Origin of the sequence: Mariprofundus sp. NF, from assembly GCF_013387455.1 — a bacterium.
GTDB lineage: Bacteria > Pseudomonadota > Zetaproteobacteria > Mariprofundales > Mariprofundaceae > Mariprofundus.
In genome coordinates, this window is the sequence record NZ_VWNC01000005.1 from 142,433 (window position 1) to 166,764 (window position 24,332).

Genomic DNA, 24,332 nt, shown 5'->3' on the forward strand with positions numbered 1-24,332 from the left:
CAGGAGGGTTCTTGTGAAGAGTCGTAGAACGATACACAGAATCCTCTATGCTCTTATTACGCTTCTCTTCTCTTTTCCTGTTGCACAAGCTGAACCGGTGACGCTGCAGCTGAAATGGAAACACCAGTTCCAGTTTGCCGGTTTTTACATGGCGCTGGAGAAGGGTTATTACAGCGATGCCGGTTTTGATGTTGAAATCAGGGACGTTGAGATGGGTAAAACTGCGGTGAGTCAGCTGCTGAATGGTCAGGCTGATTATGCTGTAGTAGACCCCGGAGTGCTTCTCGCACGGGCGAGCGGTGCACCGGTCAAAGTGCTAGCGGCCATCTTCCAGCACTCCCCACTGACCCTGATCGTCAGAAAAGATTCCGGCATCCACAGTTTTTCTGATTTGCGTGGTAAACGGATCATGCTGGTGCCGGGACTTAATGCCGATATCGATGCAGCACTGGGGGCGGCAGGCATCTCCGGCGGTGACTTTATCCGACAGGATACAAGCTTTGATGTTCGCGATCTGGTTCATGGTAAAACGGATGCCTTTGCAGGATATGAGACGGATCAACCCTATCAGCTCGAAGAGATGGGTATAGCCTATCGCATCCTTCACCCCAGAGATCAGGATATCGATTTTTATGGTGATGTGCTGGTTACAACGGAGCAGAACATTGCTGATCACCCGGAGAGAGTGAAAGCACTTACCGATGCATCGATTCGTGGCTGGGAGTATGCGCTTAAACATATCGATGAAACCATCGATCTGATTCAAAAAAAATATAATTCGCAGAATCTGTCGCGCAGGCAGCTGAAATTTGAAGCACTCAAAACCAGAGAGATGATCGAGAGTGATGTGGTGCAGATCGGTTATATGCGAACTCAGCGCTGGGATGATATTGCTAGCATCTATAAGAAGCAGGGACTGTTGCCTGTAGGTTTTGTTGCATCAGAAGCCATCTATCAACCCGAGTCAGGATTTGTTGATGTTCTCCTAGAGCACCGATGGCAGTTTGGAATTACATTCCTTCTCGCTCTTTCTCTGCTGCTCTTTTTATTAGTTATAACCTTGCGCAGGGTGGTTGCGGCCAGAACAGCCAGTCTGCAGGAGAGTGAAGAGCAGCTTCGCCTTGCTCTCGCCGCTGCCAATCAGGCCTGGTTTGATGTCAATGTTCAGAGCGGTGAAGTGAAAGTGAGCCCTGAATATGCTCTTCTGCTTGGCTATGATCCGGATGAGTTCGAGACCTCGCTACAGAACTGGATGGATCATGTGCACCCGGATGATCATGATCGGGTATTAACAGCATTTCAGGCCTGCCTTGCTTCTTCAGGGCCGATGACGCTTGAGTACAGACGAGAGAAAAAGTCTGAAGGGTGGGCGTGGATTCAGTCTGTCGGTGAGGTCATCGAACGGGATGAGAATCAGAAGCCGCTACGCATGATCGGTATCCACAGGGATATCACGGGGCGAAAACAGGCGGCAGAACTGCTGGAGTCGAGTGAGAAAAAACATCGTCTGCTGTTCGAAGGATCAGAAAATGCGATTATTGTTGCTGCTGAAGAGGGCACCATTATCGACTGTAATCCGGCCGCTGAGGCCCTTTTCGGAAGATCCAAATCTGAGCTTATCGGCATGCATCAAAGAGAGTTGCATCCACCTCATGAGAGGGAAGAGGAGTTCAGCACAACATTCAAAAAACACAGGAGTGCAATGGCAGGTAACGTTCTGGAGGCTGAGGTACTGAAGGCATCTGGAGAGATCAGGAAGGTTGAAATAAAAGCTAATATGTTCGAACTGGAAGGAAAAAAGTTGGTTCAGGGTGTTTTTGTTGATATCACGGAGCGAAAAAAAGCTGAGGAGGCGTTGCGCCAAAGTGAACAGAGCTTGAAACAAGCTCAGGCCACAGCCCATATCGGTAGCTGGATTTATGATATGGAGGGACGGATTAGCTGGTCGGAAGAACTGTACCTCATTTACGGAGTTTCGCCGGCCACATTCACGCCGACTATAGGCGCGATTAACAGCCTGGTTCATCAGGATGACCTTGCAAGCAGGCAGGCATGGATCGAGAACTGCATTGCAGGCAATGAGGTTGAGCCGTGCGAATTTCGCATTATCAGGCCCGATGGCGATACCCGGTATCTGCGCTGCGAGGGCAAACTGATCCGTGATAGCGAAGGGGATCCCGTCCATATGGCGGCAATATCCCAGGATGTTACTGAACATAAGCGTCTTGAAGAGCAGTTTCACCAGGCCCAGAAGATGGAGGCAATCGGTACACTGGTGGGGGGCATCGCGCACGACTTCAACAATATTCTGGCAGGCATCACCGGCAATCTCTATCTTGCCAAACAGCGTGTGCAGACCCAGCCAGAGGTGCTGCATAATCTCGATTCTGTTGAGTTACTCTCTTTCCGGGCAGCAGATCTGATCAGGCAACTGCTCACTTTCGCCCGTAAAGATCTGGTAGATATTAAACCTTTGCCATTTACACCCTTTATCAAGGAGACACTGAAGTTTTTACGTACGTCACTGCCTGAGAATATCAGAATGGATCAGCAGATCGGTTCGGATGTTTTGATGATCAATGGTGATGCGACGCAGCTGCATCAGGTGCTGATGAATCTGGTGAACAATGCCCGCGATGCTGTTGAGGGGATTGGTGATCCATCAATCACTGTAAAACTCGAACGCTTTGAGCCCGATGATCTCTTTCTGGAGAAACACGACTATTTTAACCGCTGCGCTTATGCGCATATCACTGTTAAAGATAACGGCTCTGGTATACCTGATGACCAGCTTGCACACCTGTTTGAACCCTTCTTTACCACCAAACCTCAGGGTAAGGGAACCGGGCTTGGCCTGGCGATGGTGTTTGGCGCAATTAAGACCCATAAGGGATTTGTGGAGGTAGAGAGCCATGTTGGCAAAGGTTCGACCTTCCATGTTTATCTACCTCTGACTGAGATACTTCCGGAGCATGATTCAATCAGCGTAGAAGATGGGGTATGTAACGGCTCCGGTGAAACGATTCTGTTGGTAGATGATGAAATGAATATCATTGAGACAGGCAGAGAGGTGCTGGAGTCACTGGGTTATAATGTGCTAACGGGGCTCAATGGAGAGCAGGCATGTGAGATGTTTGAGCAGCATCGCAATGCGATTGATCTGTGCATTTTTGATCTGGTGATGCCGGAGATGGGCGGCTATGAAGCTGCTGGAAAGATTCGTCAGATTGAGCCTCAGGTGAAAATCATCTTTGCTACAGGTTATGATAAGAGCAGTCAGGTTGAGATGGAGAATGAAATCGTAATTGCCAAACCATTCTCTGTCGTGAAGCTCAGTCAGTTGATCAGAGAGCAGCTCGAAAGCTAACGCATATGCAATGGATTAGCGGGTGATTTCTAAGTTCGCTAAGAAAATTCGATCTGTATGGACTACAGTAAGGTCATCAAACTAAAGCGTGGAGGCTGTGGATGCGATCTAAGAAGGTCTTTTTTGATAATGCGGATGGATTGAAACTTGCGGCTTATCTGGATCTGCCTATTGATGGCAAACCGCGCGCCTATGCGCTGTTTGCGCATGGCTTCACACTTACCAAGCATCTGAAAGCGACCACCCATATCAATCGGGCACTGGCAGCCAAAGGCATTGCGGTATTACGTTTTGATTTTACGGGACTTGCCGAGAGTGAAGGCGATTTTGCCGATACCAACTTCTCATCCAATGTCAGCGATATTGTCGCTGCGGCACGTTTTCTTGAAACTGAATATCAGGCTCCGAAAATTCTTATTGGCCATTCGCTTGGTGGTGCAGCGATGTTTGTGGCAGCCCGAGATATTCCATCTGCCAAAGCGGTCTCCACCATCGGGGCTCCATGTGACCCTTCCCATATCGCCCATATCTTTGCCGGACATGAAGCGGAACTGGAGTCCAAAGGTGAGATGGAGTTATCGATTGGCGGGCGTAACTTCACGCTGAAGAAACAGTTTCTGGATGATGTGCGGGAGGCGCAGACCTGTGCTGCCATTGGTGATCTGAAGCGGGCACTGCTGATCTTTCATTCACCTGTTGATGAGATCGTTGATATCAAACATGCCCAGCGCATCTATGAATCGGCCCGCCATCCCAAAAGTTTTGTTACCCTGGATCGGGCTGATCACCTTTTAAGTCAGGAGTCTGATGCCCGTTATGTGGGAACCATGATTGCCACCTGGGCAGATAAATATGTGCCAGTGCGTGAGGTAGATTGGGATTCGGGTGCACATGAGGTGCGGGTGCGAACAGGCTCGAGTTACTACACCGAAATTAAATCCGGGGGCCATGGCTTGCTGGCCGATGAACCTGTGCGCCTTGGAGGCACGGATCGGGGCCCCACCCCTTACGGCCTGCTTGTATCGGGTCTGGGGGCCTGTACAAGCATCACCCTGCGCATGTATGCCAATCGCAAGGGTTGGGATGTGCAGGAGATCAACGTCTATCTCAATCATGAGAAGGTGCATGCCAAGGATTGTGAAGATTGTCCTGATTCAACGCATAAGATTGATCATATTCAGCGGTTGATCGAGGTGGTCGGGGATCTGGATGAATCACAGCGAAAACGATTGCTGGAGATAGCCGATCACTGTCCGGTGCACAAAACGCTGCACGGCAAAATTCACATTACGACCGCATATCTGAAATCAGGCGCCCCGGGTGAGTAAGCGAAGATAGAAACCTGGTCGGCGACAACGTCTGGGATGCCGCGGTCATGCCTTACATGTCTTAAACGTTAATTCAGAGCCACTTCAAGTGCTGATTTAGATTCACGCTTCACCAGTGGATTGTGTCCGGCATTGATCCGCTTCATCAGTTTGACTGGAATACGCAGACGTGAACCGGCTGTCAGGCGATTGGAGATACCCGGATTATCTTTGCGCAGTGCATAGGTGGAGGTGTTAAAACGCCGGCTGATGCTCGCCAGGCTTTCACCCTTAGCCACTTTAATCGTCATGTAGTTGTTCGGCTCAGACGGGATCTGCTGCTTGAGTAGCTTCAGACGTACCTCGGAGATACGCAACTGCAGGGTCTGTGGCTTACCATCATAATACTGTTTGAGTTTAAGTTTGGGATTGAAACGGAAAATCTGATCTTTGGGCAGCTCTGCCAGTTCATGCAGGTGAGCAAGATCAACAGGGGTCTGCAGGGTGATGGTTTTGGTCCTGAATGGTTCAGGAAAGTGGATGGTTCCCTCCTCATGCAGCGCAATCAGACCAATGATATGGCGGATATAGGTTTTGGTGATAGGTGGCAGAGGCATTCTCTTGAGTCCATCTTCAGGCTGCCAGTGACGACGATCCAGACGACGCTGTACGGCAGTGGGGCCGAGGTGATAGGCGGCAAAGGCCATCGGCCAGTTACCAAAGCGGCGATACTGCTTGGTCAGGTAGCGGGCTGCGCCCTTGGTGCTGCTGCGGATATCACGACGGCCATCAAAATAACGGTCACTTTTAACGCGCATATCATTTGCAGTTTCCGGCATTAGTTGCCAGAGGCCCGTGGCACCAACTGAGGAGATGACATAGGGGTTGTAGCTCGATTCTACCACCGGCACCATCTGCAGGGCACGTGGCGCTCCAACCTTATCCAGCGTTTCTAACATCGGCTGACGCACATAACGGGAGCGGGTGGCAACACCGCGCCAGAAACGGCCATATTCACGCCATGCTTCTTTTTTGATCTTTTCGATATCCTGTTCGCTCAGGCCCGCCAGAAAAGGGTTACTCTGTCGGCGTTTGATATCCGCATCGATAAGGCTTTTAAGTTCATCCTGCTGCAGTTGATCAACCTCTTTGTCACTGCTCCAGAGGCTGGAGAAGGATGGCCACTCCGAGTTCAGGCTGAGCTGCTGACCCTGAGCACAGGAGATCAGTGTTAGTGAGGTGAGCACTATAAAAAGGCGGGATAGGGTTATCGGTAGAGTTCGCATGAGCGAACATTATGGGCGTTATACCTTGAAAGAGTTGATCTGTGTCACGAAAAAAAGATAGGGGGAAGATCGCTTCCGGATTACCTGTTCTGGTGTAGATCAGGGCGTGTGATATGGTAGATAAGCAGTGAGAATATCGCACCCAGTGTATCAGCCAGCATATCCTTCTGTGCATCCCAGATATCCCCCTGAGAGCCGAGAAACTCAAGACCGGCATCACCACCCTTAGCCACAGCATACCACCATTCGATAATCTCATAACCGGCAGCAATGCTCATAACAAAAAAGATACTGAAAACCATGGCCAGCTTCAGGCTGCAACATCTGTTACGCAGCAGCCATTCAGCCATGGCAAAAGCGTAAAAGCCGATGGAGAAGTGGCCGATGCGGTCAAAATGGTTGCGACCATCACTGGATATTTGTGACAACCACTCAAATGGCACATGGGCAAAGGTGTAATGGCCACCAATGGTGTGCCAGAAGAGCCAGAAGGCCATCAGGGCGTAGGCGATATTACTGAAGCGGAACCAGCGGAATGTAGCTACCAGAGAGACGAAGATAAGCACAACAGGAATCACTTCAGCAATCCAGACATCGCGGGAGACCGGCTCTATAGCCAGGGCTAGAAAGAATATGCAGAAAACAGCAGCAACTGCGTGCGGGAAAAAGTGTCTGACGCTGCTGTTCATTGCTTTAGATGCGTTTATAGAGCCTGTTAAGCTGACGGCTCATCTTCCAGGTGCAGCAGCCAGCTTCAGGTATCTCCTGCAAGCGCCATGACCAGTTGTTATCCAGTGTGCCCGGCGTATTGAACTTGGCTTCAGTGCCAAGCTCCAGCAGATCCTGCATCGGAATCACCGCTAGTTTTGCCACCGAAGCAAGTGCACACTCAATCAGTGCCCAAGGCATATCTTCTGCTTTGGCATCGCCCAGCTCTGCAAGGACCCGTTTGCGTGTCTCTTTATCGGTGCCTGTAAACCAGCCCATGGTGGTGTCGTTATCATGGGTGCCGGTATAGACCACGCTGTTGATTTCATGGTTTTTTGGCAGATAGGGGTTGTCATCATCGCCGCCAAATGCGAACTGCAGAATTTTCATGCCCGGCAGGCCAAATTTCTGGCGCAGTGCTGTGACCTCATCGGTGATAATACCGAGATCCTCTGCAATCAGTGGCAGTTTACCCAGCTTATTCTGCAGCGTTTGCAGCAGCGCATCACCCGGTGCCTGGCGCCACTCACCGATAATGCCATCTTCACTCTCGGCCGGAATCACCCAGAAGGATTCAAGGGCACGAAAGTGGTCGATGCGCATCATATGCATGCGCTCAAGCTGCTGACGAACCCGTTCTGTCCACCAGCTGAAACCCTCTTTCTCTCTTGGTTCCCAACAGTAGAGCGGGTTTCCCCAACGCTGACCGGTAGCAGAGAAGTAATCCGGTGGCACACCTGCGACTTCAGTGCAGAGCCCTTTACTGTTGACGGTGAAGTTTTCTCGACTCGCCCAGACATCGGCAGAGTCATGGGCAACATAGATCGGCAGGTCGCCGAAAAGCTGAATCTCTTTTGATTCAGCATAGGCTTTAAGCTCATGCCATTGACAGTCAAACAGGTACTGCTCGAAGATCACCTGTTCAATCAGATCACGATGCTCATCTCTTGCTCGCTCAATCGCATCGGGATTGCGATCACGCAAATCGTTAGGCCACTGCCACCATGCACGATCCGTATAGAGTGATTTCAGTGCTGAGAAGAGTGCGAAATCCTCCAGCCAGTAGCTGTGCGCCTTGCGGAACTTCTCCAGATCATTTGCCAGCTTCGCATCCTTTGCAACCTGCTGCCAGAACACAGGTGCTGCCATCTCGCGGATTGCAGCATGCAGTTCAGCCGTGTCACAGCGCTGTATGGAGCACTCGTCAAGCCAGCCGCGTTGAATGCATTCGCGCAGGTCGATGAAGTCCGGATTGCCGGCAAAAGAGGAGAGGGACTCATAAGGGGAGCCGTGACCATGCGTGGGGCCAAGTGGCAGAAACTGCCAGACAGTGAATCCCGCCTCATCGATACGATCAATAAACGTTTTAGCCTCAGGGCCGAGCACACCTTTATGAAAGGGGCCGGGCAGGGAGGTGATATGTAGTAGAACCGCCGACCTTCGACGATCAATCCATGAGTTCATGAAAGTTATTCCTTATTAGGTTTTAGCTATTAACGGTTTCAGCTATTAACGACCCGGTTTAGCAGAGTGCAGGCTTACGAATCAGCTCCGCCTCTGCGCATAGTGCCACCGCCTTCAGCTTCACCGCCACCCCGGGAGATATTCTCGCTAAGTGATGGTGGAACAGGTGAGCCGAGCAGTTGATGTAGTTTTTTGAGATGACGGCGATAGAGCTGATCGAAATCACGTACCACCGAACCCGGATTATAGTCGCCGAACCACCAGCACCAGTCTGATCCTTCACAGATGCGCAGCTGCTCATTGGCAGCCTCCTGTTGTTCAGGGCTAAGCTGATCGATATGGATGTCATAAGCCTTTTTAGCTTCAATCAGAAGTTCCCAACCGCGTGTTTTGGCATTGTCGCCAATCCATGTGGAGAGATTGCCGTAGACCCATGAGCCGGAGACCAGGTGCTCCAGTTTTTCTGTGGCTTTGTTGTTCTCCAGATAGTCGCTGAAGGTGGTTAGTTCATACTCATCATGCTCAATAATCGTCTGGTAGAGATTGGTCAGGAATGGAAGCGCATTTTCATGGTAGTGCTCCCATGCATTTTCACCATCCATAATGATAGAGACAACAGGTGCCTCCATACCCTTGGTGCGATGGCGGATATTGGCCAGTTCATGCATGAAGTTGTTGATCGCATCCTGCATGTTCCAGCGTGAATATTCGAAGCCGAGCAGGTCGGAGAGGCGGTCATCACGGAAGAAGCAGGTGATCTGCTCATCCTTCTCACCAATCAGCCATGGATGGTAGAGGTCGCGATTACCCTGCTGCTCACGCAGATTATATTTCAGAGAGTGGTGCAATACCGATTCACCGGTTGCGCACCACTGGAAACCTGATGCGCCGAGTAGTTTCAATGACGCTTCAGAGACGGCGCCCTCAGCTGGCCAACAGCCGGCTGGTATATGACCAAACAGTTTCTCATGGCTGCTGCGGGCCAGAGCAATATGATCAAGTGCCCGCTCACGGCCACCCGGATAGGGTTCATTGGGAATCAATGCATCTTCAACCGTTTCCCGTGCTGTGTTGAAATCCAACATCAATGGCATGATGGGATGGGCGTAAGGGGTTGTGGTCAGCTCAATTTTACCCGCTTCAACCAGTCGACGGTGGGTGGCTGGAATATCAGAGAGCAGTGTGGTGATCAGAGAGAGCAGGTCACGGCGATCCTGATAGGAGAAATCACGTGCTTTTTCGATTAGACGACGGGCCACAAAATTGCGACTGCGAACGGTTTCACCCAGCCATGCCAGATGATACCAGGTCACCAGATCAGAGAAGAAGCTGTCACCAAGATAGTTCAACCCTTCACTGTTTTTCGCATGCTCTGCCATATTCCAGAGACGAGAGTAGTCAGGGTAGCGATGCATGTTACGTTCATGGTTCAGACGGAAGCAGGCTTCAAGCAGGAAACTGCGTTCAGCCTCACTGTATTCTCCCGATTTGTGGGCCAGCGCGGCAAGCAGTGGATCATTCAGGCTTTTGGCGTCGCCATTGAGGAATTCGCGCAGATGTGCAGCGTAATCTTCAATCTGGGCAGTTAGTGATGGTACATAGTTGATAACCGCCTTGGCTCTGGGCAGCTGCGAGAGAATCTCAGCCATGTCTGTGTAGTCTTTCATGGCATGCAGGTAGACCCATGGCAGATGATAATTGCCTGTATCAGCCTCGCAATAAAATGGCTGGTGCATGTGCCAGTAAAAGATGACCGATAACGGTTTACTCATGGGATACCTCCTGGATAGTGGTGGCTGCCCCTGCTTCATTGCAGGCTGCCAGATTCAGATTGCTTCCCATCTATCATTCGGGAAAATCGATCCGATGCCATACGTCCATGTATAGCTGACTCAAGGCTGACATCAGTCAGCCCTGAGTGGTTTCTATAGTGTTAAGCGGGGGATACTACAGTTGATGAAGCCCTTGGCCTAGCATGTCCGGTGTAACAAGGACTACGCCACCATCAGATACTTCAAATAGTTCCGCATCTTTTTTGCTGTCAAAACCGATCTCCATGCCTTCTGGGATCACGGTTCCTTTATCGATAATGCACTTTCTGATTTTACAGTTACGACGGATCTCAACATCCGGCAAAATAACTGAATCCTCAACCTCTGAGTAGGAGTGAACACGTACATTGGAGAAGAGCACTGAACGGCGTACGGCAGAACCTGTAATCAGGCAGCCTCCGGAAACGAGTGAATCCACTGCATAGCCACGGCGAGAATCCTCATCGAAGAAGAACTTGGCGGGTGGCAGCTGCTCCTGCTGTGTCCAGATCGGCCAGTTCTTATCATACATATCCAGTTCAGGCTGTACGGTAACCAGATCCATGTTGGCTTCCCAGTATGCATCGAGTGTACCCACGTCACGCCAGTACTGTGGTGCGCCGGTGTTGGCATTCATGAATCGGAAGGCGAACACATTGGCGTCCTTAATGGCTTGCGGGATGATATCCTTGCCGAAATCGTGGCTGGAAGAGTCAAGTTGTGCATCATCCAGCAGACGCTGACGCAGGAAGTCGGCTGAGAATACGTAGATGCCCATTGATGCCAGTGCCTTATCAGGTTTGTCGGCCATCGGTTTCGGGTTGGCCGGTTTTTCGGCAAACTCAGTGACGCGATGCTCGCCGTCGACGTCCATGACGCCGAATTCGGACGCCTCTTTCAGCGGCACAGGAATACAGCCAACAGTAATATCTGCGCCGGTTGCCGCATGGGCTGCAATCATTTTACCGTAATCCATCTTGTAGATATGATCGCCGGCAAGAATCAGTACATATTCCGGATCGTAGTGGCGAATAATGTCCAGATTCTGATAGATCGCATCGGCAGTGCCTTCATACCAGCCTTCACCGGTACGCTGCTGAGCAGAGAGCACTTCCATAAACTCACCGAACTGACCGGAGAGGAATGACCAGCCCCGTTGCAGGTGGCGCTGTAGTGAGTGAGATTTATATTGGGTTAAGACTGAGATACGGCGTATGCCGGAGTTGATGCAGTTCGACATCGGGAAATCGATAATGCGGAACTTGCCTCCAAACGGCACAGCGGGCTTGGTTCGCCACTGTGTCAAATCTTTTAATCGTGATCCCTTACCGCCAGCCAATACCAGTGCAACTGTATTGGATGTAAGTTTACTGATGTTACGCTCCACCTGAGTCGAACTCATGAATACATCCCCCCATTCGGTTAATGGGCTAAAGTATAGCATGAGTTTGCGCTTCTTGCATGCATAGAGTGATGTCATTATCGCTCCATCTCGGCTAGTCTTAGCGAAATCTGGCAGGGGGTCATTTATGAAAATCCACACGATTGCGACTGAGCCTTTTGAGGGGCAGCGTCCGGGCACATCAGGACTTCGCAAGAAGGTAAAGGTTTTCCAGCAGCCGCACTATCTGGAGAACTTTGTGCAGTCGGTATTCGACAGCATCGGTGACTTTCAGGGGGAGACACTGGTGGTGGGTGGCGATGGCCGCTTTTACAACCTGCAGGCGATCCAGATTATCCTGAAGATGGCCGCAGCCAACGGTTTCAGCCGGGTGCTGGTTGGCCAGAATGGTATCCTCTCCACCCCTGCGGCCTCAAATATCATCCGTAAATACAACGCCTATGGCGGTCTGATCCTCTCCGCCAGCCATAATCCGGCCGGTCCTGATGAGGATTTCGGTATTAAATATAATATGGGTAACGGCGGCCCTGCACCTGAAGGTGTGACTGAAGCAATGTTTGAGCAGACTGAGAAGATCGAGTGGTATCAGATTGTCGAACACGACGATTTTGATCTTTCACAACTGGGCAACTATGAGCTGGCAGGCATGCAGATCGAGGTGATCGATGCGGTTGCCGATTATGCCGAACTGATGCAGTCACTGTTTGATTTTGATGCCATCAAAGCGCTGCTGGCTGATGATTTCTCGATCTCTTTTGATGCCATGCATGCAGTTACAGGCCCTTATGCCATGACCATTATTGAAGGCATGCTTGAAGCACCGGCAGGCACAGTGATTAATGGCGTACCGAAAGAGGATTTTGGTGGCGGTCATCCCGATCCTAATCTCACCTATGCCCATGAACTGGTTGATATTCTTTATGGCGAAGATGCTCCTGATTTCGGGGCAGCCTCCGATGGAGATGGCGACCGCAATATGGTGCTGGGTAACCATTTCTTTGTCACACCAAGTGACTCGCTGGCTATCCTTGCTGCCAATGCGCATCTGGTGCCGGGTTACAAAGGCGGCATTGCCGGTGTGGCCCGTTCCATGCCTACATCGGGTGCGGCGGATCGTGTCGCTCAGGCGCTGGGACTGGCCTGTTATGAAACGCCAACGGGCTGGAAGTTTTTCGGTAACCTGATGGATGCGGGCAGGGTAACCCTGTGCGGTGAAGAGTCATTTGGTACAGGTTCTGATCATGTGCGTGAAAAGGATGGTCTCTGGGCGGTACTCTTCTGGCTGAATGTGCTGGCAGCCCGTCAGGAGTCGGTTGAGGCGATTGTCGTGGATCACTGGCAGAAATTTGGCCGCAACTACTATTCACGTCACGATTATGAGGGTGTGGATTCTGCTGCCGCTGAACAGGTGCTGCAGAATGTGCGCGACAAATTTTCAACCCTGCCGGGTCAAACCCTGGCAGGCCGTGTGGTAGGCAACTGTGATGATTTCGCCTACACTGATCCTGTTGATGGCAGCATCAGCGAAAATCAGGGCGTGCGGGTGCTCTTTAAAGATGGTTCGCGTCTGATTTTCCGCCTCTCAGGCACGGGCACCAGCGGTGCAACGGTTCGTCTCTATCTTGAGTCTTATGAGGCGGATGCAGAGAAGCAGGGGTTGGATGCTCAGGATGCACTGGCAGATATGATTGTTGCCGCCGATGAAATCTCCGGTCTGAAAGCGTTGACCGGACGCGAGAAACCCACTGTTATTACCTGATCCGATCGTTCATTCGAACGGATTTTTTGAACGGATTAAACCGGAGTAGAGGAAACTTATGAAGAAGCCGATTCTGTCACCTGAAGCCTGGGCTGTTGTAGAGGCGCGCAGTCACGATCCGTTTGCATGGTTGGGGCGTCACTACCATTCCGAAGGTGGAATAGTCATTCGCGCCAATAAACCGCAGGCAGAGAAGATGTGGCTTCTTCCTGAGGGTGATGGTGCGGTTGCTATGTCGCGTATCGAAGGAACTGATGTTTTCGAATACCACTGGCCGGATGGTGATTTTGACTCCGCCTACAAACTGCGCATTGAGAATGGAGAGGGGCACACCTGGGATGAGCAGGATGTCTATCGCTTTTCGCCGATTCTGGGTGAGATGGATCTGCATCTGATCGGTGAGGGCAACCATTTCGAAAAGTATAAACTGATGGGTGCACATGTACGTGAGCATGAGGGTGTCTGGGGTGTCGGTTTTGCCGTCTGGGCGCCATCAGCGGATCGCGTCAGCGTGGTCGGTAACTTCAATCACTGGAACGGGCGCGAGCACCAGATGCGTATGCTTGGCTCTTCCGGCATCTGGGAGATATTTATTCCCGGCCTGCGCGAAGGCGAGGTCTATAAATTCGAGATCAGAGCCAAAAATGGTGATGTCTTCGAGAAAGCCGATCCCTATGCGCAGCAGATGGAGTTGCGTCCCAATACCGCCAGCGTGGTTCACTATCCCAAGGCCTACCATTGGGGTGATGACGAGTGGGTGAAGAACAGGGCTGTAACTCAGGCTGCTGACAAACCGATGAATATCTATGAGGTGCATCCGGGTTCATGGCGCAGGGCGAGTGGTGAATACCTCAACTATCGTGATATGGCACATCAGCTGGTGGAGTACTGTCAGTGGATGGGTTACACCCATATTGAACTGATGCCGATTACCGAGCACCCGTTTGATGGTTCCTGGGGTTATCAGACCGTCGGTTATTTTGCACCGACCAGCCGTTTCGGCTCGCCTGATGATTTCCGCTATATGGTTGACTACTGTCATCAGCATGGCCTTGGCGTGTTCCTCGATTGGGTTCCTGCCCATTTCCCTAAAGATGCATTCGGTCTGGCCCGTTTTGATGGTACACCACTCTATGAACATGAAGACCCAAGGCTCGGTGAACACAAGGATTGGGGTACCTATATCTTCAACTTCGGCCGTAATGAGGTGCGTAACTTCCTTATCGCTTCGGCCCTGTTCTGGCTTGATGAGTTTCATATCGATGGTCTGCGCGTGGATGCTGTGGCATCGATGCTCTATCTCGATTACTCCCGTGAAGAGGGGGAGTGGGTACCTAATAAATATGGCGGCCGCGAGAATCTTGAGGCGGTTGAGTTCCTCAAACAGTTTAACCACCTTGTACACGAGCGTTTCCCCGGTGCAGTGACCATGGCTGAGGAGTCAACTTCATGGCCGATGGTGAGCCGTCCTACCTATCTGGGTGGTTTGGGCTTTACCATGAAATGGAATATGGGCTGGATGAATGACACGCTCTCCTACTATGAGACCGATCCGGTCTATCGCTCCTACGACCATCATGCGCTGACCTTCTCAATGGTTTACGCATTTACCGAGAACTTTATTCTACCCTTCTCACACGATGAAGTGGTGCACGGCAAGGGTTCAATGCCGCAGAAAATGCCGGGTGATGACTGGCAGAAATTTGCCAACCTGCGCCTGCTATCGGGTTATATGTATACCCATCCGGGCAAGAAGCTGCAGTTTATGGGGCTGGAGTTCGGGCAGTGGCCAGAGTGGGATTTCGATAGCTCGCTATCGTGGGATCAGGCTAATTTCATGCCACACCGTGGCCTGCAACTGATGCAGCGAGACATGAACCATCTTTATAAAGATGTGCCGGCACTGCATGAGGTTGATTTTGCCGATGGAGGCTTCCAGTGGGTTGACTGCAACGATGCTGAAAACTCCACGCTCAGTTATCTTCGCCGCGATAAGAATGGCGGTATCGTCGTGGTTATTCTCAATCTTACCCCGGTTCCACGCCATGGTTATCGTCTGGGTGTCCCTAAACCGGGCCATTACAGCGAAATTCTCAATACCGATTCGAGCCTCTATGGTGGTGGTAACATCGGTAATGCCGGTGGTGTAGTCGCTGATGACCATAGCTGGATGAATCAACCGCACTCCATCACGGTGACACTGCCGCCTCTCTCATGTGTCATTCTCAGGCCTGACAGCGAATAAGAGCAGAGTTAAAAAGAAGAAAAAACATTGCATGGCCAGCCCCCTTGGGGCTGGCCATTTTATTTTAACGTCTCCCGATGCATTAGACGTATCTATAAACATGGTCTATACAAGTAGTAGATCATGTTTAGGGGGAGAAGAGATGGACAGTGAGTTTCACTACTATATCACCGGTTTTCTGGCTGAGAGAGCCGGTTTCACGGAGAGCGAAGCAGCTACCATCGCTTATGCATCGGACTATGTCGATTACAACTGCCAAGCCTATGAGATCAAAAAGAAGTGGGGTGATAGTGATGGTTACTGTAATGAAATCAGCCAGACGATGGATATTAAAAAACCAAGGTCGGAACGCATTCATATCTATCCGCTTTTCCACTTTGTGCCGGGTGATCCGCATGCTGATTCTGCCAAACGTTGTGATGGCAAGACTCACCCACTGAATACCACACCCAACAGTGCCAAGGCCAATATCATGATCGATGCAGCGTTGAGCGGCGAGATCACTGGCAGTGATGATAAACAATTGCTTCACACCATTGGCATCGCAACACATGCCTATGTTGACACCTGGGCGCATCAAAATTTCATCGGGATCGAAGACGATTTCAATCAGATCGGCCGTGATCCCAAACCCAATATCGGTCATGCCGATGCCGGTTATTCGCCCGATATACCCTGTCTGATATGGGAGGATGAGCGACTGATTAATCCGCTGATTGATAACCGAGAGCGATTTATAGAGGCGGGTATGGCCCTGTTTGGCAAGTATCTACAGTTTAATGAGCATCGGAAAATCGCCGCCCGCTGCACGGTTGCGCAGATGGAGGGTGAACTGGCTGACCTGCTGGGCTACTCATCCAAGGCAAGTTCGATGGAGCTGAATCGATTTAATCGTTATGGCCGTTATAAACAGAAGATCAGATTCCTTGAAGAATTTGATCCCGACAAGTGGTGGCATCAGGCGGTTCGCCACGAATCCAGCTCCTATTTCTGGAAAGTGCCAAAAGAGCAGACGCAGTGGTTTCTGTTTCAGGAGGCGGTGAAAAAGCATGTTTCTTTTACCCTTGAACTGATTAAGCCGGAGCTTGAGGCTGCAGGCATTGACGTGGGTTAAAGTTTTCAGACAGCAGTTACCTGATGATGGGGAGCTCTACCCGAGAGTCTAGGATTGTGTAGATTGAGCTGATGGAATATTGGCAATGGCTCTAAAGGTAGACAATCAGCGTGGTCCGAATCGTTTTCTGCGACTGCTGAATCGCCTCTTTTGCCGTGGCTGGCACAGGCTAACCAGCGTTGAGTACAAACTTCCCGATGGCCCGGTGATTCTGGTCAGTAACCATATCTGCGGTCTGGATCCGCTGTTGATTCAGGCATCGGTTAATCGTCCCATTGCCTTTCTGATGGCGCGTGAATATTACATCAAGATGTCATGGTTGCGCTGGGGTTTTGATATGGTCGGTGCCATCCCTGTCTCTCCCGGTGGTGCCAATCGCCACGCCATTAAAGAGGCTGTTGCAGTGCTCAAAACGGGCAACGTGCTCTGCCTGTTTCCGGAAGGGGCGGCTAATCCACCCATTCCATTGCACAAAATTCTGCCGGGTGCAGCTTTGATCGCCCGTGCCAGTGGTGCTCCCATTGTTCCTTTCAGAGTATCGGGTGTCTGGCCCTTTGATCATATCCATCTGGGGCCATCATTTTATCGTCGTAGTCGGGCAAAGGTTGTGATGGGAGAGCCGCTCTACCTAAGCGATGATCAGCCGGGAAGAGAGGGGCTTCACAGTGACACAGCCCTGATCAGAGCAGCCATTAAGCATCTGAAGTGAATGAAGCGGAGCGTGGTTTATTCGCTCTAATTGCGCCCAAGTCGAATTGCAAAATCCTCATGAAATACAGCATTTAACACTGCCTCATCATAGTTGACGAGATCATCCTCAACCAGCTGTTGCAGGTGTTGATCAAAGCTCTGGCTGCCATAAAGTGAGTGCCCCTCTTCCATAGCACGAGGAATCTCACTCCAGTGATCCGGGTCGAGCATGAAATGTTTGATCACTGAATTCTTGACCATGATCTCCAGTGCGACGACACGTCCTTTGCCATCTCGGGTGGGTAGCAGCTTCTGCACGATGATAGCGCGCAGATTTTCAGCCAGACGTTCGCGAATGCCGACCTGCTCTTCACTGCCAAATGATGCCATCACCCGCTGCATGGTGCCGATGGCAGTGGTGGCGTGAACGGTGGCCATCACCAGATGCCCGGTTTCACTTGCCTGCAGTGCCAACTGAACCTCATCACGGCCACGCACTTCACCGGCCACGATAATATTTGGCGTTTCGCGCATGGCATCAACCAGTCCCTGTTTATAGCTATCTACATCCATGCCGATCTCGCGCTGGCTGACGGTACCCTTAAAGCGGGTGCTGTAGCGGAATTCGATGGGGTCCTCAAGGGTGACTGCATGTACCGGGCGCTGCTGGATCATATGATTGAGCATGGCGGCAAGGGATGTGCTTTTACCCGATCCCGTGGCACCAGCCATCAGGATAAGCCCGTTACGGTAGTGGGTGATCTCTTCGATCACCGGCGGTAGGCGCAGCTCATCAAAGCCTGGAATCTGCTGTGGAATAAGGCGTGCAACGATGCCGAAATTATTATTGGTGCGCAGCACATGCATGCGGAAATGCGAGGCATCTTTAAGGCTGTAGTGGAAGTCGAGACTGTTCAGGGTTTCAATGTCAGGGCGCTTGGGCAGAAAGCGGGTGAGATGTTCGATCATGGCAATGACCTGTTCGCGAGGGGCCTCTGGAACCTTCTCTTCCGGGATGGTGACAAGCTCACCTGCAATGCGCATGCGCACACGGTCATTGGTGCGAACGATCAGATCTGATGCACCATTCTTGTTGGCGATGAGCAGCAGATCATCAATCAGTTGTCTGCTCTCCATTAGATACTTAGTTCGCCTGAGCTTCCTGAATTCTCGATCAAGTCTGCTGCACCACCACCCTGATCCTCCAGATCCACCATCTTGATCTGCAGACGCAGGTTATTCACCGAATCAGCCTGACGCAGCGCTTCATCTTCGGTGATGAAACCCTCCATCCAGAGCTGCAGTAGATGCTGATCAAAGGTCTGCATGCCGTAGTTTTTACCGCCAGCCATCGACTCTTTGATCTCTGAAATCTCCCATTTACCAATCAGATCAGAGATGCGAGGCGTATTGATGAGGATCTCAATGGCAGGCAGACGTTTATCATCCGGTGTTTTGACCAGTCGCTGGGAGAGAATCGATTTCAGGTTCAGGGCAAGATTCAGGCAGACCTGAGGATGCAGCTCTTCAGGGAAGAAGTTGATGATGCGCTCCAGCGCCTGGTTGGCATTATTGGCGTGCAGCGTGGCCATGCAGAGGTGGCCGGTCTCAGAGAATTCGAGTGCATGCTCCATGGTTTCACGATCACGAATCTCACCGATCAGGATCACATCAGGAGCCTGTCTGAGTGTGTTTTTCAGCGCTTTTTGATACTCCAGCGTGTCGGTGCCGACCTCGCGCTGGGTGATGACACACTTTTTATGCTCATGCACAAACTCGATCGGATCTTCAATGGAGATAATGTGACCGGCCTGATTGCTGTTGCGCCAGTCGATCATGGCGGCGAGTGAGGTCGATTTACCCGAGCCAGTGGCACCGACCATCAGTACAAGTCCACGTGGCGACATGGAGATATCTTTAAATACTTCTGGCAGTCCCAATTGATCGATGGTGGGCACTACTGTTTTAATCTTGCGGATCACCATGCCGACATGGCCACGCTGGCGGAAGATGTTGACGCGAAAGCGACCGATATCAGGGAAAGCGAGGGCCAGATTCATCTCATACTCGGCGGCAAATGCGGCACGCTGACGTTCACTCATCGAGGAGGTGGCCAACCGTTCACACTGCAGAGCAGTCAGCGGTGGCTGTTTCATCGGATAAACCACGCCATTGATGCGGTAGGAGGGGGGCATGCCTGCGGTCAGGTAGAGATCGGAGGCGTCACGCTTTTCCATCACCATCAGTAACTGCTTGATCGATAGTTGTGCTTCAGGTGCGTTCATGAATCGGCTCCATTATCTGTATATTCAATAGTGTTTAAACTTGCTGGCAGGGAGGTCAAAACTAAACGGCTCCACCACCAAAGAGTTTCTTGTTGGCGGCTTTTTCAAGCGCTGCCTGCTGGGTTATTTTTCTGCTTTTCACCAGCATCTGCAGATTGGAATCGAGCGTCTGCATGCCATCTCGCTGGCCTGTCTGCATCACTGAAACCATCTGGGGAATTTTGTTTTCGCGGATGAGATTGCGGATGGCCGGCGTGCCGATCATGATCTCATGGGCTGCGACACGACCATTACCATCTGCTGTTTTAAGCAGTGTCTGTGAGATCACAGCGCGAATGGATTCAGAAAGCATGGAGCGCACCATCTCCTTCTCTGCAGCAGGGAAGACATCAATGATACGGTCGATGGTTTTAGGTGCTGATGAGGTGTGCAGGGTGCCGAACACCATGTGTCCGGTTTCAGCAGCGGTGAGGGCAAGGCGAATGGTCTCCAGATCACGAAGCTCACCAACCAGCACCACATCGGGATCTTCACGCAGGGCGCTGCGTAGTGCATTCTCAAAGGAGCGGGTATGTGGGCCAAGCTCACGTTGTGAGATCAGTGAGTTTTTGGATTTGTGTACAAACTCAATCGGGTCTTCGATGGTGAGAATATGGCCGCGTTCACTCTCATTGCGGTGATCAATCATCGCCGCAAGGGTGGTGGATTTACCTGAACCTGTGGGGCCGGTGACCAGGCAGATGCCGCGTGGGGTCATGGCGATCTCTTTGAAAACTTCAGGGCACTTCAGATTCTCAAGGGTCAGAACTTCACTGGGAATCACACGGAACACCGCACCCATGCCACGCCGCTGCTCAAATACATTAACACGGAAACGGGCGATATCACCGAGCGCAAATGAGAAGTCGAGCTCAAGATGCTCTTCAAAGGCCTTGCGTTGGGCATCACTCATGATGTCATAGACCATGGCCTGAACATCACGTTTATCAACCGGTGGCATTTTGATGCGTGTCATGTCGCCATGAATACGGATCATCGGTGGTTCGCCGGATGAGAGGTGCAGGTCCGAAGCGTTATTTTTTACAGTAAAGGCAAGTAGTTCCGATACTTCCATGATCCCTCCAAAGGTGCTTAAGCCGGCAGAACCGTTTAGCAGAGCATAAGAGTCTTCTCCTCTGCTAGCAAGTTCTGAAAGGCAAGATAAGGCTGTTTTTCAGATGAAAAACAGACGCAAGATTGTTGCCACTTTGAGGGTTTGATGATTGTTGTGGTGAAGGGAGAAGAGGGGGATGTAAGCGTTGTGTCAGTAATTGGATCAAAAATTGGATCAGAGAAGGGGGGGGTGGATGAACCTGATAAGCTGGTCTGCCTGTCAGGTTCATCCGGGGAGCTGGATTGTGGCTGGCGCTGAGAGATCAGGCCTTGCCAGTTTAATAAGGATGCTCTGAAAACTCAGAGTATCCGTGCAGGCTACGGATGGCCTGCCAAAATCATGCATGGTAAATGCTTGATTTTGTGAGCAAAGGAAAAACCACGCTTTTGCCTTTGCGTAGTGAAAGACTACATGGACGTAGTTTTTCACTGTTTCGAAAGCGTGAGGAGGGTTACATGCTCTGACCAAGTAGTAGGAAGATAGTCAGGGCGGCCAGGCCGGTTGGCACCAGCAGGGCAATTTTCACTGTGTCGCGATATTTTTCAGGAATGAAAGCCAGGGCTTCGTGTTTGTGGGTGTTGTGGTAGTGCATGTGCATCGCTGTAGGCATATCGGTCTCCTTGTTTCGCTAACTTAACAAGGCCAACTTTCTGCGTAGATGAGCGCTCTATCTGTGGGGCAGGTCACAAAGGAGACAAGGTGGGTGGGTTTGGTACATAGGCTCGATTTGGTGTGAGAAAACGATGTTGTGTTTTTAGAAAAAGGTTGGAGTTAAGGCTAGATAGAAGCGCACAGCGCTTCTTCCTATCGTGCTCATAAAAGTATAAGGGATGTCTGTTAATGCGAGATAGCAATGATGAATCATTGCTTCCTATCGCGGAATTCAAACATTATTAATCTTCATTTTTTATTTTCACTAGCGCGCAACTTTTGAATTATTAATTCTAAAGTTGCTTGCTGGTACCTGAGGCCGGAGTCGAACCGGCACGCCTGTGAAGGCACGGGATTTTGAATCCCGGGTGTCTACCAATTCCACCACTCAGGCATTGCAATTGTGAACTTGTCGGAGACGGCGCGAAGCATTGTCATCTCTTATGAAAGTGTCAAGCTGCAGAGCAGGGGTTTGCTCGCAGCTTGCAATCCTTTTTAAACCCGCAAGGATAATGCGGATACATCTGGATCGGGGGAGTAGGCATGGGTGGAGTCCAACAGTTTGACATTGTCATTGTCGGTGGTGGTGCTGTCGGTGCTACCTTGGCACTACAGCTTGATCAGTTGAATTACCGTGTTGCTATCATCGAACGCTTCAAACCAGCCTTTAGCTCTTCAAACCCGGAACGGGTGATCGCCCTGAACTATGGTTCCAGATCTCATCTGGACGCTCTGGGCATCTGGCCGGGTGTAGCTGAACTGGGCGTTGGCAATATCAGGCATATTGTTGTCACTGAACCGGGTAACCGTGGTCGGGTTGATCTTGATGCTGCTGACGGTTCTTCTTTTGCACCGGCTATGCAGGAACTCGGTTATGTCGTGGAGATGGGGCTGTTACTCAAGCCGATCTATGAACTTCTGGAAAATTCATCAGTCGAGCTGTTTTGTGGAGCCACACTCAACGCCTATACCATCAATCAGAATGATGTTGATATTACGCTGCGTATGGGTGACCAACAAACTGAAGACCAACAAACCGTGTTAAAGGCATCGCTGCTGGTGGCTGCTGATGGCACCCATAGCCAGATTCGTCAGATGGCAGGCATTGGCCTGAACGGCTGGGATTATAATCGCTTTGGCCTGGTTGCATCGGTAACGTGTGAGCATGGGCATAACGACACGGCCCATGAATGTTTTAGAAAATCCGGCCCGCTGGCGTTTTTACCGTTGGCAGACGGACGTTATTCCATTGTCTGGGCTGCGGCTCCGGCAGAGGCATCGCAACTTCTTGCCATGAGTGATGAAGCATTTATCTCGGCACTTCAGCGTGCAGCAGGCCAAACGACCATGGATCGTATCGGCGCGATAACAGCTACCTCACCACGTGCTACTTATCCTCTGGAGCTCTCCATCGCCAAACAGTTTGTCAATCCGCGTTTGGCACTGGTAGGCAATGCGGCCCACACCATTCATCCGGTAGCAGGGCAGGGTATGAATCTCGGTTTCAGGGATGTTGAGGATCTGGTGACTATGCTGGATGGTGAACTGGCCCATAGTGATCCGGGCCAGCCAATTATTCTGCAGGGGTATGCCGAGAAACGGCGTGCGGATGTGCTGGCTGTTGCAGGGTTTACAGAATCGATGTCACACATTTTTGGTAGTGAAGTTCCAGGTGCAAAATGGTTGCGTGGTTTGGGGCTGGAGAAACTTCCGGCAGCGCCTAGCCTCTCCTCGCTGCTGCTCAGACAGGCATCAGGCATAGGGCAGATGCAGTTACCGGGAGATAGATAATGTCATCATCAATTCATGCCGATCACGCTGATCTGATTATTGTTGGTGGTGGTATGGTGGGGCTTGGCCTTGCCTGTGCACTGCGTCATTCCGGGCTGCATATTATCATTGTTGAACGCGGTGAGCCGCCGGTTTTCAAATCACTGGATCGCGACTGCCGTGTCTCTGCCATTGTCATGGGCAATGTGAAAATTCTGCAGGGTTTGGGTGTTTGGGATTATCTCAAAAAAGATGCAGGGCCGATGCGCAGTATGCGTATCTGGGATAACCAGGAGCAGGGCGGTATCCGCTTTGAAGGCAGCGAAATTGGTGAAGAGGTGCTCGGTTATCTGATTGAGAACTCGGCCACGCAACGGGCGATGCATAAAGCGCTGCTGGAGAGCGATCATGTTGAGTTCTGTTCTCCGGCTGAGATAGCCAATATTGAATGGCTGGAAGAACATGTCGAAGTTAAACTGGCCGATGGCCGGCTGTTGACCACGCCGTTGGTTGTCGGTGCTGATGGCGGGCGTTCATGGGTGCGTCAGCAGGCTGGGATCGGTGTCTGGGAACGTGATTACAAACAGAAGGGTATTGTCGCTACAGTGCGTCCTGAACGCGGTCACAACGGCATTGCCTATCAGCGTTTTCTGCCCACTGGGCCACTGGCGATGCTGCCGATGACCGACGGTCTCTGCTCGATTGTCTGGAGCGCTGAGCTCTCTGAAGCGGATCGGCTGATGGCTATGGATGAGACCGCATTCCTTGATGCACTCAATCTCACATTCGGTCCGGTTTTGGGTCGCATCACTGAAGTGGGTGAGCGGGCAGCATTTCCGCTGATTGGCCGACTGGCCAAACACTTTGTGCGTGAGCGTGTGGCACTGGTTGGCGATGCGGCACACTGTATTCATCCACTGGCTGGTCTTGGTGTGAATCTGGGTCTGCGTGATGCGATGGTGTTGGCGCAGGAGATCTCCGATGCCAAACGCTTTGATGAGGATTGGGGAGAGATGGATGTGTTGGAGCGTTACATGAAGCAGCGCATGCCTGATGTGCTCTCGGTGATGGGGTCGATGGAAGGCTTACATCAGATTTTTACCGGCACCATTCCCGGGCTGAAAGAGGTGCGGGGACTGGGTATGCGCCTGATGGGTAATTCCGGAGCAATTAAACAGCTTTTGATGCGCAACTCGACAGGGCTGTCGCTGCCTGTTCCTAAACAGATCAGTTAGGTGCCGGAGTGTCTCAGTTTGCGCGCTGCGGTGTTGTTTTTCGCTTATGTGCTTGTAGCACACTGCGCTCAAAACGTCTTGCATC

At 51.3% G+C, this 24,332-nt stretch carries 17 protein-coding genes and 1 tRNA gene; 8 read left to right on the plus strand and 10 right to left on the minus strand.

Annotation, left to right across the window (positions count from 1 at the left end; genetic code table 11):
- Positions 1-13: 13 nt before the first annotated feature.
- On the plus strand, positions 14-3,367 hold the full coding sequence (locus F3F96_RS08805) for a PAS domain S-box protein (protein ID WP_176962891.1): 3,354 nt from the start codon (positions 14-16) through the stop codon (positions 3,365-3,367).
- A 101-nt stretch (positions 3,368-3,468) separates the two neighbouring features.
- Positions 3,469-4,695 carry a bifunctional alpha/beta hydrolase/OsmC family protein gene (locus F3F96_RS08810; protein ID WP_176962892.1) on the plus strand — a complete coding sequence of 409 codons (1,227 nt, stop codon included), beginning with the start codon at positions 3,469-3,471 and terminating at the stop codon, positions 4,693-4,695.
- 68 nt (positions 4,696-4,763) lie between these two features.
- Here F3F96_RS08810 and F3F96_RS08815 read toward each other — a convergent pair whose 3' ends face one another.
- The 5 genes from F3F96_RS08815 to glgC form a co-directional block, all read right to left on the minus strand.
- On the minus strand, positions 4,764-5,921 hold the full coding sequence (locus tag F3F96_RS08815; protein WP_370465526.1) for a transglycosylase SLT domain-containing protein: 1,158 nt from the start codon (positions 5,919-5,921) through the stop codon (positions 4,764-4,766).
- Between the two features lie 119 nt (positions 5,922-6,040).
- Positions 6,041-6,649 carry a DUF2238 domain-containing protein gene (locus F3F96_RS08820; RefSeq protein ID WP_176962893.1) on the minus strand — a complete coding sequence of 203 codons (609 nt, stop codon included), beginning with the start codon at positions 6,647-6,649 and terminating at the stop codon, positions 6,041-6,043.
- 4 nt (positions 6,650-6,653) lie between these two features.
- Positions 6,654-8,132, minus strand: coding sequence for a 4-alpha-glucanotransferase (gene malQ, locus F3F96_RS08825; RefSeq protein ID WP_176962894.1), 1,479 nt, complete (start codon positions 8,130-8,132; stop codon positions 6,654-6,656).
- A gap of 74 nt (positions 8,133-8,206) precedes the next feature.
- On the minus strand, positions 8,207-9,904 hold the full coding sequence (locus F3F96_RS08830; RefSeq protein WP_176962895.1) for a glycoside hydrolase family 57 protein: 1,698 nt from the start codon (positions 9,902-9,904) through the stop codon (positions 8,207-8,209).
- 175 nt (positions 9,905-10,079) lie between these two features.
- A complete protein-coding gene (gene glgC / locus F3F96_RS08835) occupies positions 10,080-11,345 on the minus strand; it encodes a glucose-1-phosphate adenylyltransferase (RefSeq protein ID WP_176962896.1) in 1,266 nt (421 codons plus the stop codon).
- Between the two features lie 127 nt (positions 11,346-11,472).
- Here glgC and F3F96_RS08840 point away from each other — a divergent pair, with 127 nt between their 5' ends.
- From F3F96_RS08840 to F3F96_RS08855, 4 genes are all read left to right on the plus strand, one after another.
- Positions 11,473-13,104: an alpha-D-glucose phosphate-specific phosphoglucomutase gene (locus F3F96_RS08840; protein WP_176962897.1), complete on the plus strand. Its 1,632-nt coding sequence runs from the start codon at positions 11,473-11,475 to the stop codon at positions 13,102-13,104.
- Between the two features lie 58 nt (positions 13,105-13,162).
- Positions 13,163-15,349, plus strand: a complete 2,187-nt coding sequence (gene glgB, locus F3F96_RS08845) for a 1,4-alpha-glucan branching protein GlgB (protein ID WP_176962898.1) — start codon at positions 13,163-13,165, stop codon at positions 15,347-15,349.
- Positions 15,350-15,491: 142 nt separating this feature from the next.
- A complete protein-coding gene (locus F3F96_RS08850; protein ID WP_176962899.1) occupies positions 15,492-16,463 on the plus strand; it encodes a DUF6765 family protein in 972 nt (323 codons plus the stop codon).
- 85 nt (positions 16,464-16,548) lie between these two features.
- Positions 16,549-17,172 (plus strand): 1-acyl-sn-glycerol-3-phosphate acyltransferase, encoded by a 624-nt coding sequence (locus F3F96_RS08855; protein WP_176962900.1) that lies wholly within the window; start codon positions 16,549-16,551, stop codon positions 17,170-17,172.
- 26 nt (positions 17,173-17,198) lie between these two features.
- On the opposite strand, the gene F3F96_RS08860 is transcribed toward F3F96_RS08855, so the two are convergent.
- The 5 genes from F3F96_RS08860 to F3F96_RS08880 form a co-directional block, all read right to left on the minus strand.
- Positions 17,199-18,290, minus strand: coding sequence for a type IV pilus twitching motility protein PilT (locus F3F96_RS08860; protein ID WP_176962901.1), 1,092 nt, complete (start codon positions 18,288-18,290; stop codon positions 17,199-17,201).
- Positions 18,290-19,438 (minus strand): PilT/PilU family type 4a pilus ATPase, encoded by a 1,149-nt coding sequence (locus F3F96_RS08865; RefSeq protein WP_176962902.1) that lies wholly within the window; start codon positions 19,436-19,438, stop codon positions 18,290-18,292. The genes F3F96_RS08860 and F3F96_RS08865 overlap by 1 nt, the downstream gene beginning before the upstream one ends.
- A 61-nt stretch (positions 19,439-19,499) precedes the next feature.
- Positions 19,500-20,552: a type IV pilus twitching motility protein PilT gene (locus F3F96_RS08870; RefSeq protein ID WP_176962903.1), complete on the minus strand. Its 1,053-nt coding sequence runs from the start codon at positions 20,550-20,552 to the stop codon at positions 19,500-19,502.
- A gap of 490 nt (positions 20,553-21,042) precedes the next feature.
- Positions 21,043-21,201: a hypothetical protein gene (locus F3F96_RS08875; RefSeq protein ID WP_176962904.1), complete on the minus strand. Its 159-nt coding sequence runs from the start codon at positions 21,199-21,201 to the stop codon at positions 21,043-21,045.
- Positions 21,202-21,549: 348 nt separating this feature from the next.
- A tRNA-Leu gene (locus F3F96_RS08880) sits at positions 21,550-21,636 on the minus strand.
- A 149-nt stretch (positions 21,637-21,785) separates the two neighbouring features.
- Here F3F96_RS08880 and F3F96_RS08885 point away from each other — a divergent pair.
- A complete protein-coding gene (locus F3F96_RS08885) occupies positions 21,786-23,033 on the plus strand; it encodes an FAD-dependent oxidoreductase (protein ID WP_176962905.1) in 1,248 nt (415 codons plus the stop codon).
- The gene (locus F3F96_RS08890) at positions 23,033-24,247 is read left to right on the plus strand and encodes a UbiH/UbiF/VisC/COQ6 family ubiquinone biosynthesis hydroxylase (protein ID WP_176962906.1); all 1,215 of its coding nucleotides are present in this window, start codon (positions 23,033-23,035) and stop codon (positions 24,245-24,247) included. Before F3F96_RS08885 ends, F3F96_RS08890 begins: the two co-directional genes overlap by 1 nt.
- Positions 24,248-24,332: the final 85 nt, after the last annotated feature.

What these genes read in the sequence shown, in the direction of transcription:
- F3F96_RS08810 (WP_176962892.1), top strand. Translation starts at nt 3,469, where the DNA reads ATGCGATCTAAGAAGGTCTTTTTTGATAATGCGGATGGATTGAAACTT.
- F3F96_RS08820 (WP_176962893.1), bottom strand. Translation starts at nt 6,649, where the DNA reads ATGAACAGCAGCGTCAGACACTTTTTCCCGCACGCAGTTGCTGCTGTT.
- malQ (WP_176962894.1), bottom strand. Translation starts at nt 8,132, where the DNA reads ATGAACTCATGGATTGATCGTCGAAGGTCGGCGGTTCTACTACATATC.
- F3F96_RS08830 (WP_176962895.1), bottom strand. Translation starts at nt 9,904, where the DNA reads ATGAGTAAACCGTTATCGGTCATCTTTTACTGGCACATGCACCAGCCA.
- glgC (WP_176962896.1), bottom strand. Translation starts at nt 11,345, where the DNA reads ATGAGTTCGACTCAGGTGGAGCGTAACATCAGTAAACTTACATCCAAT.
- F3F96_RS08840 (WP_176962897.1), top strand. Translation starts at nt 11,473, where the DNA reads ATGAAAATCCACACGATTGCGACTGAGCCTTTTGAGGGGCAGCGTCCG.
- glgB (WP_176962898.1), top strand. Translation starts at nt 13,163, where the DNA reads ATGAAGAAGCCGATTCTGTCACCTGAAGCCTGGGCTGTTGTAGAGGCG.
- F3F96_RS08850 (WP_176962899.1), top strand. Translation starts at nt 15,492, where the DNA reads ATGGACAGTGAGTTTCACTACTATATCACCGGTTTTCTGGCTGAGAGA.
- F3F96_RS08855 (WP_176962900.1), top strand. Translation starts at nt 16,549, where the DNA reads ATGGCTCTAAAGGTAGACAATCAGCGTGGTCCGAATCGTTTTCTGCGA.
- F3F96_RS08860 (WP_176962901.1), bottom strand. Translation starts at nt 18,290, where the DNA reads ATGGAGAGCAGACAACTGATTGATGATCTGCTGCTCATCGCCAACAAG.
- F3F96_RS08865 (WP_176962902.1), bottom strand. Translation starts at nt 19,438, where the DNA reads ATGAACGCACCTGAAGCACAACTATCGATCAAGCAGTTACTGATGGTG.
- F3F96_RS08870 (WP_176962903.1), bottom strand. Translation starts at nt 20,552, where the DNA reads ATGGAAGTATCGGAACTACTTGCCTTTACTGTAAAAAATAACGCTTCG.
- F3F96_RS08875 (WP_176962904.1), bottom strand. Translation starts at nt 21,201, where the DNA reads ATGCCTACAGCGATGCACATGCACTACCACAACACCCACAAACACGAA.
- F3F96_RS08885 (WP_176962905.1), top strand. Translation starts at nt 21,786, where the DNA reads ATGGGTGGAGTCCAACAGTTTGACATTGTCATTGTCGGTGGTGGTGCT.
- F3F96_RS08890 (WP_176962906.1), top strand. Translation starts at nt 23,033, where the DNA reads ATGTCATCATCAATTCATGCCGATCACGCTGATCTGATTATTGTTGGT.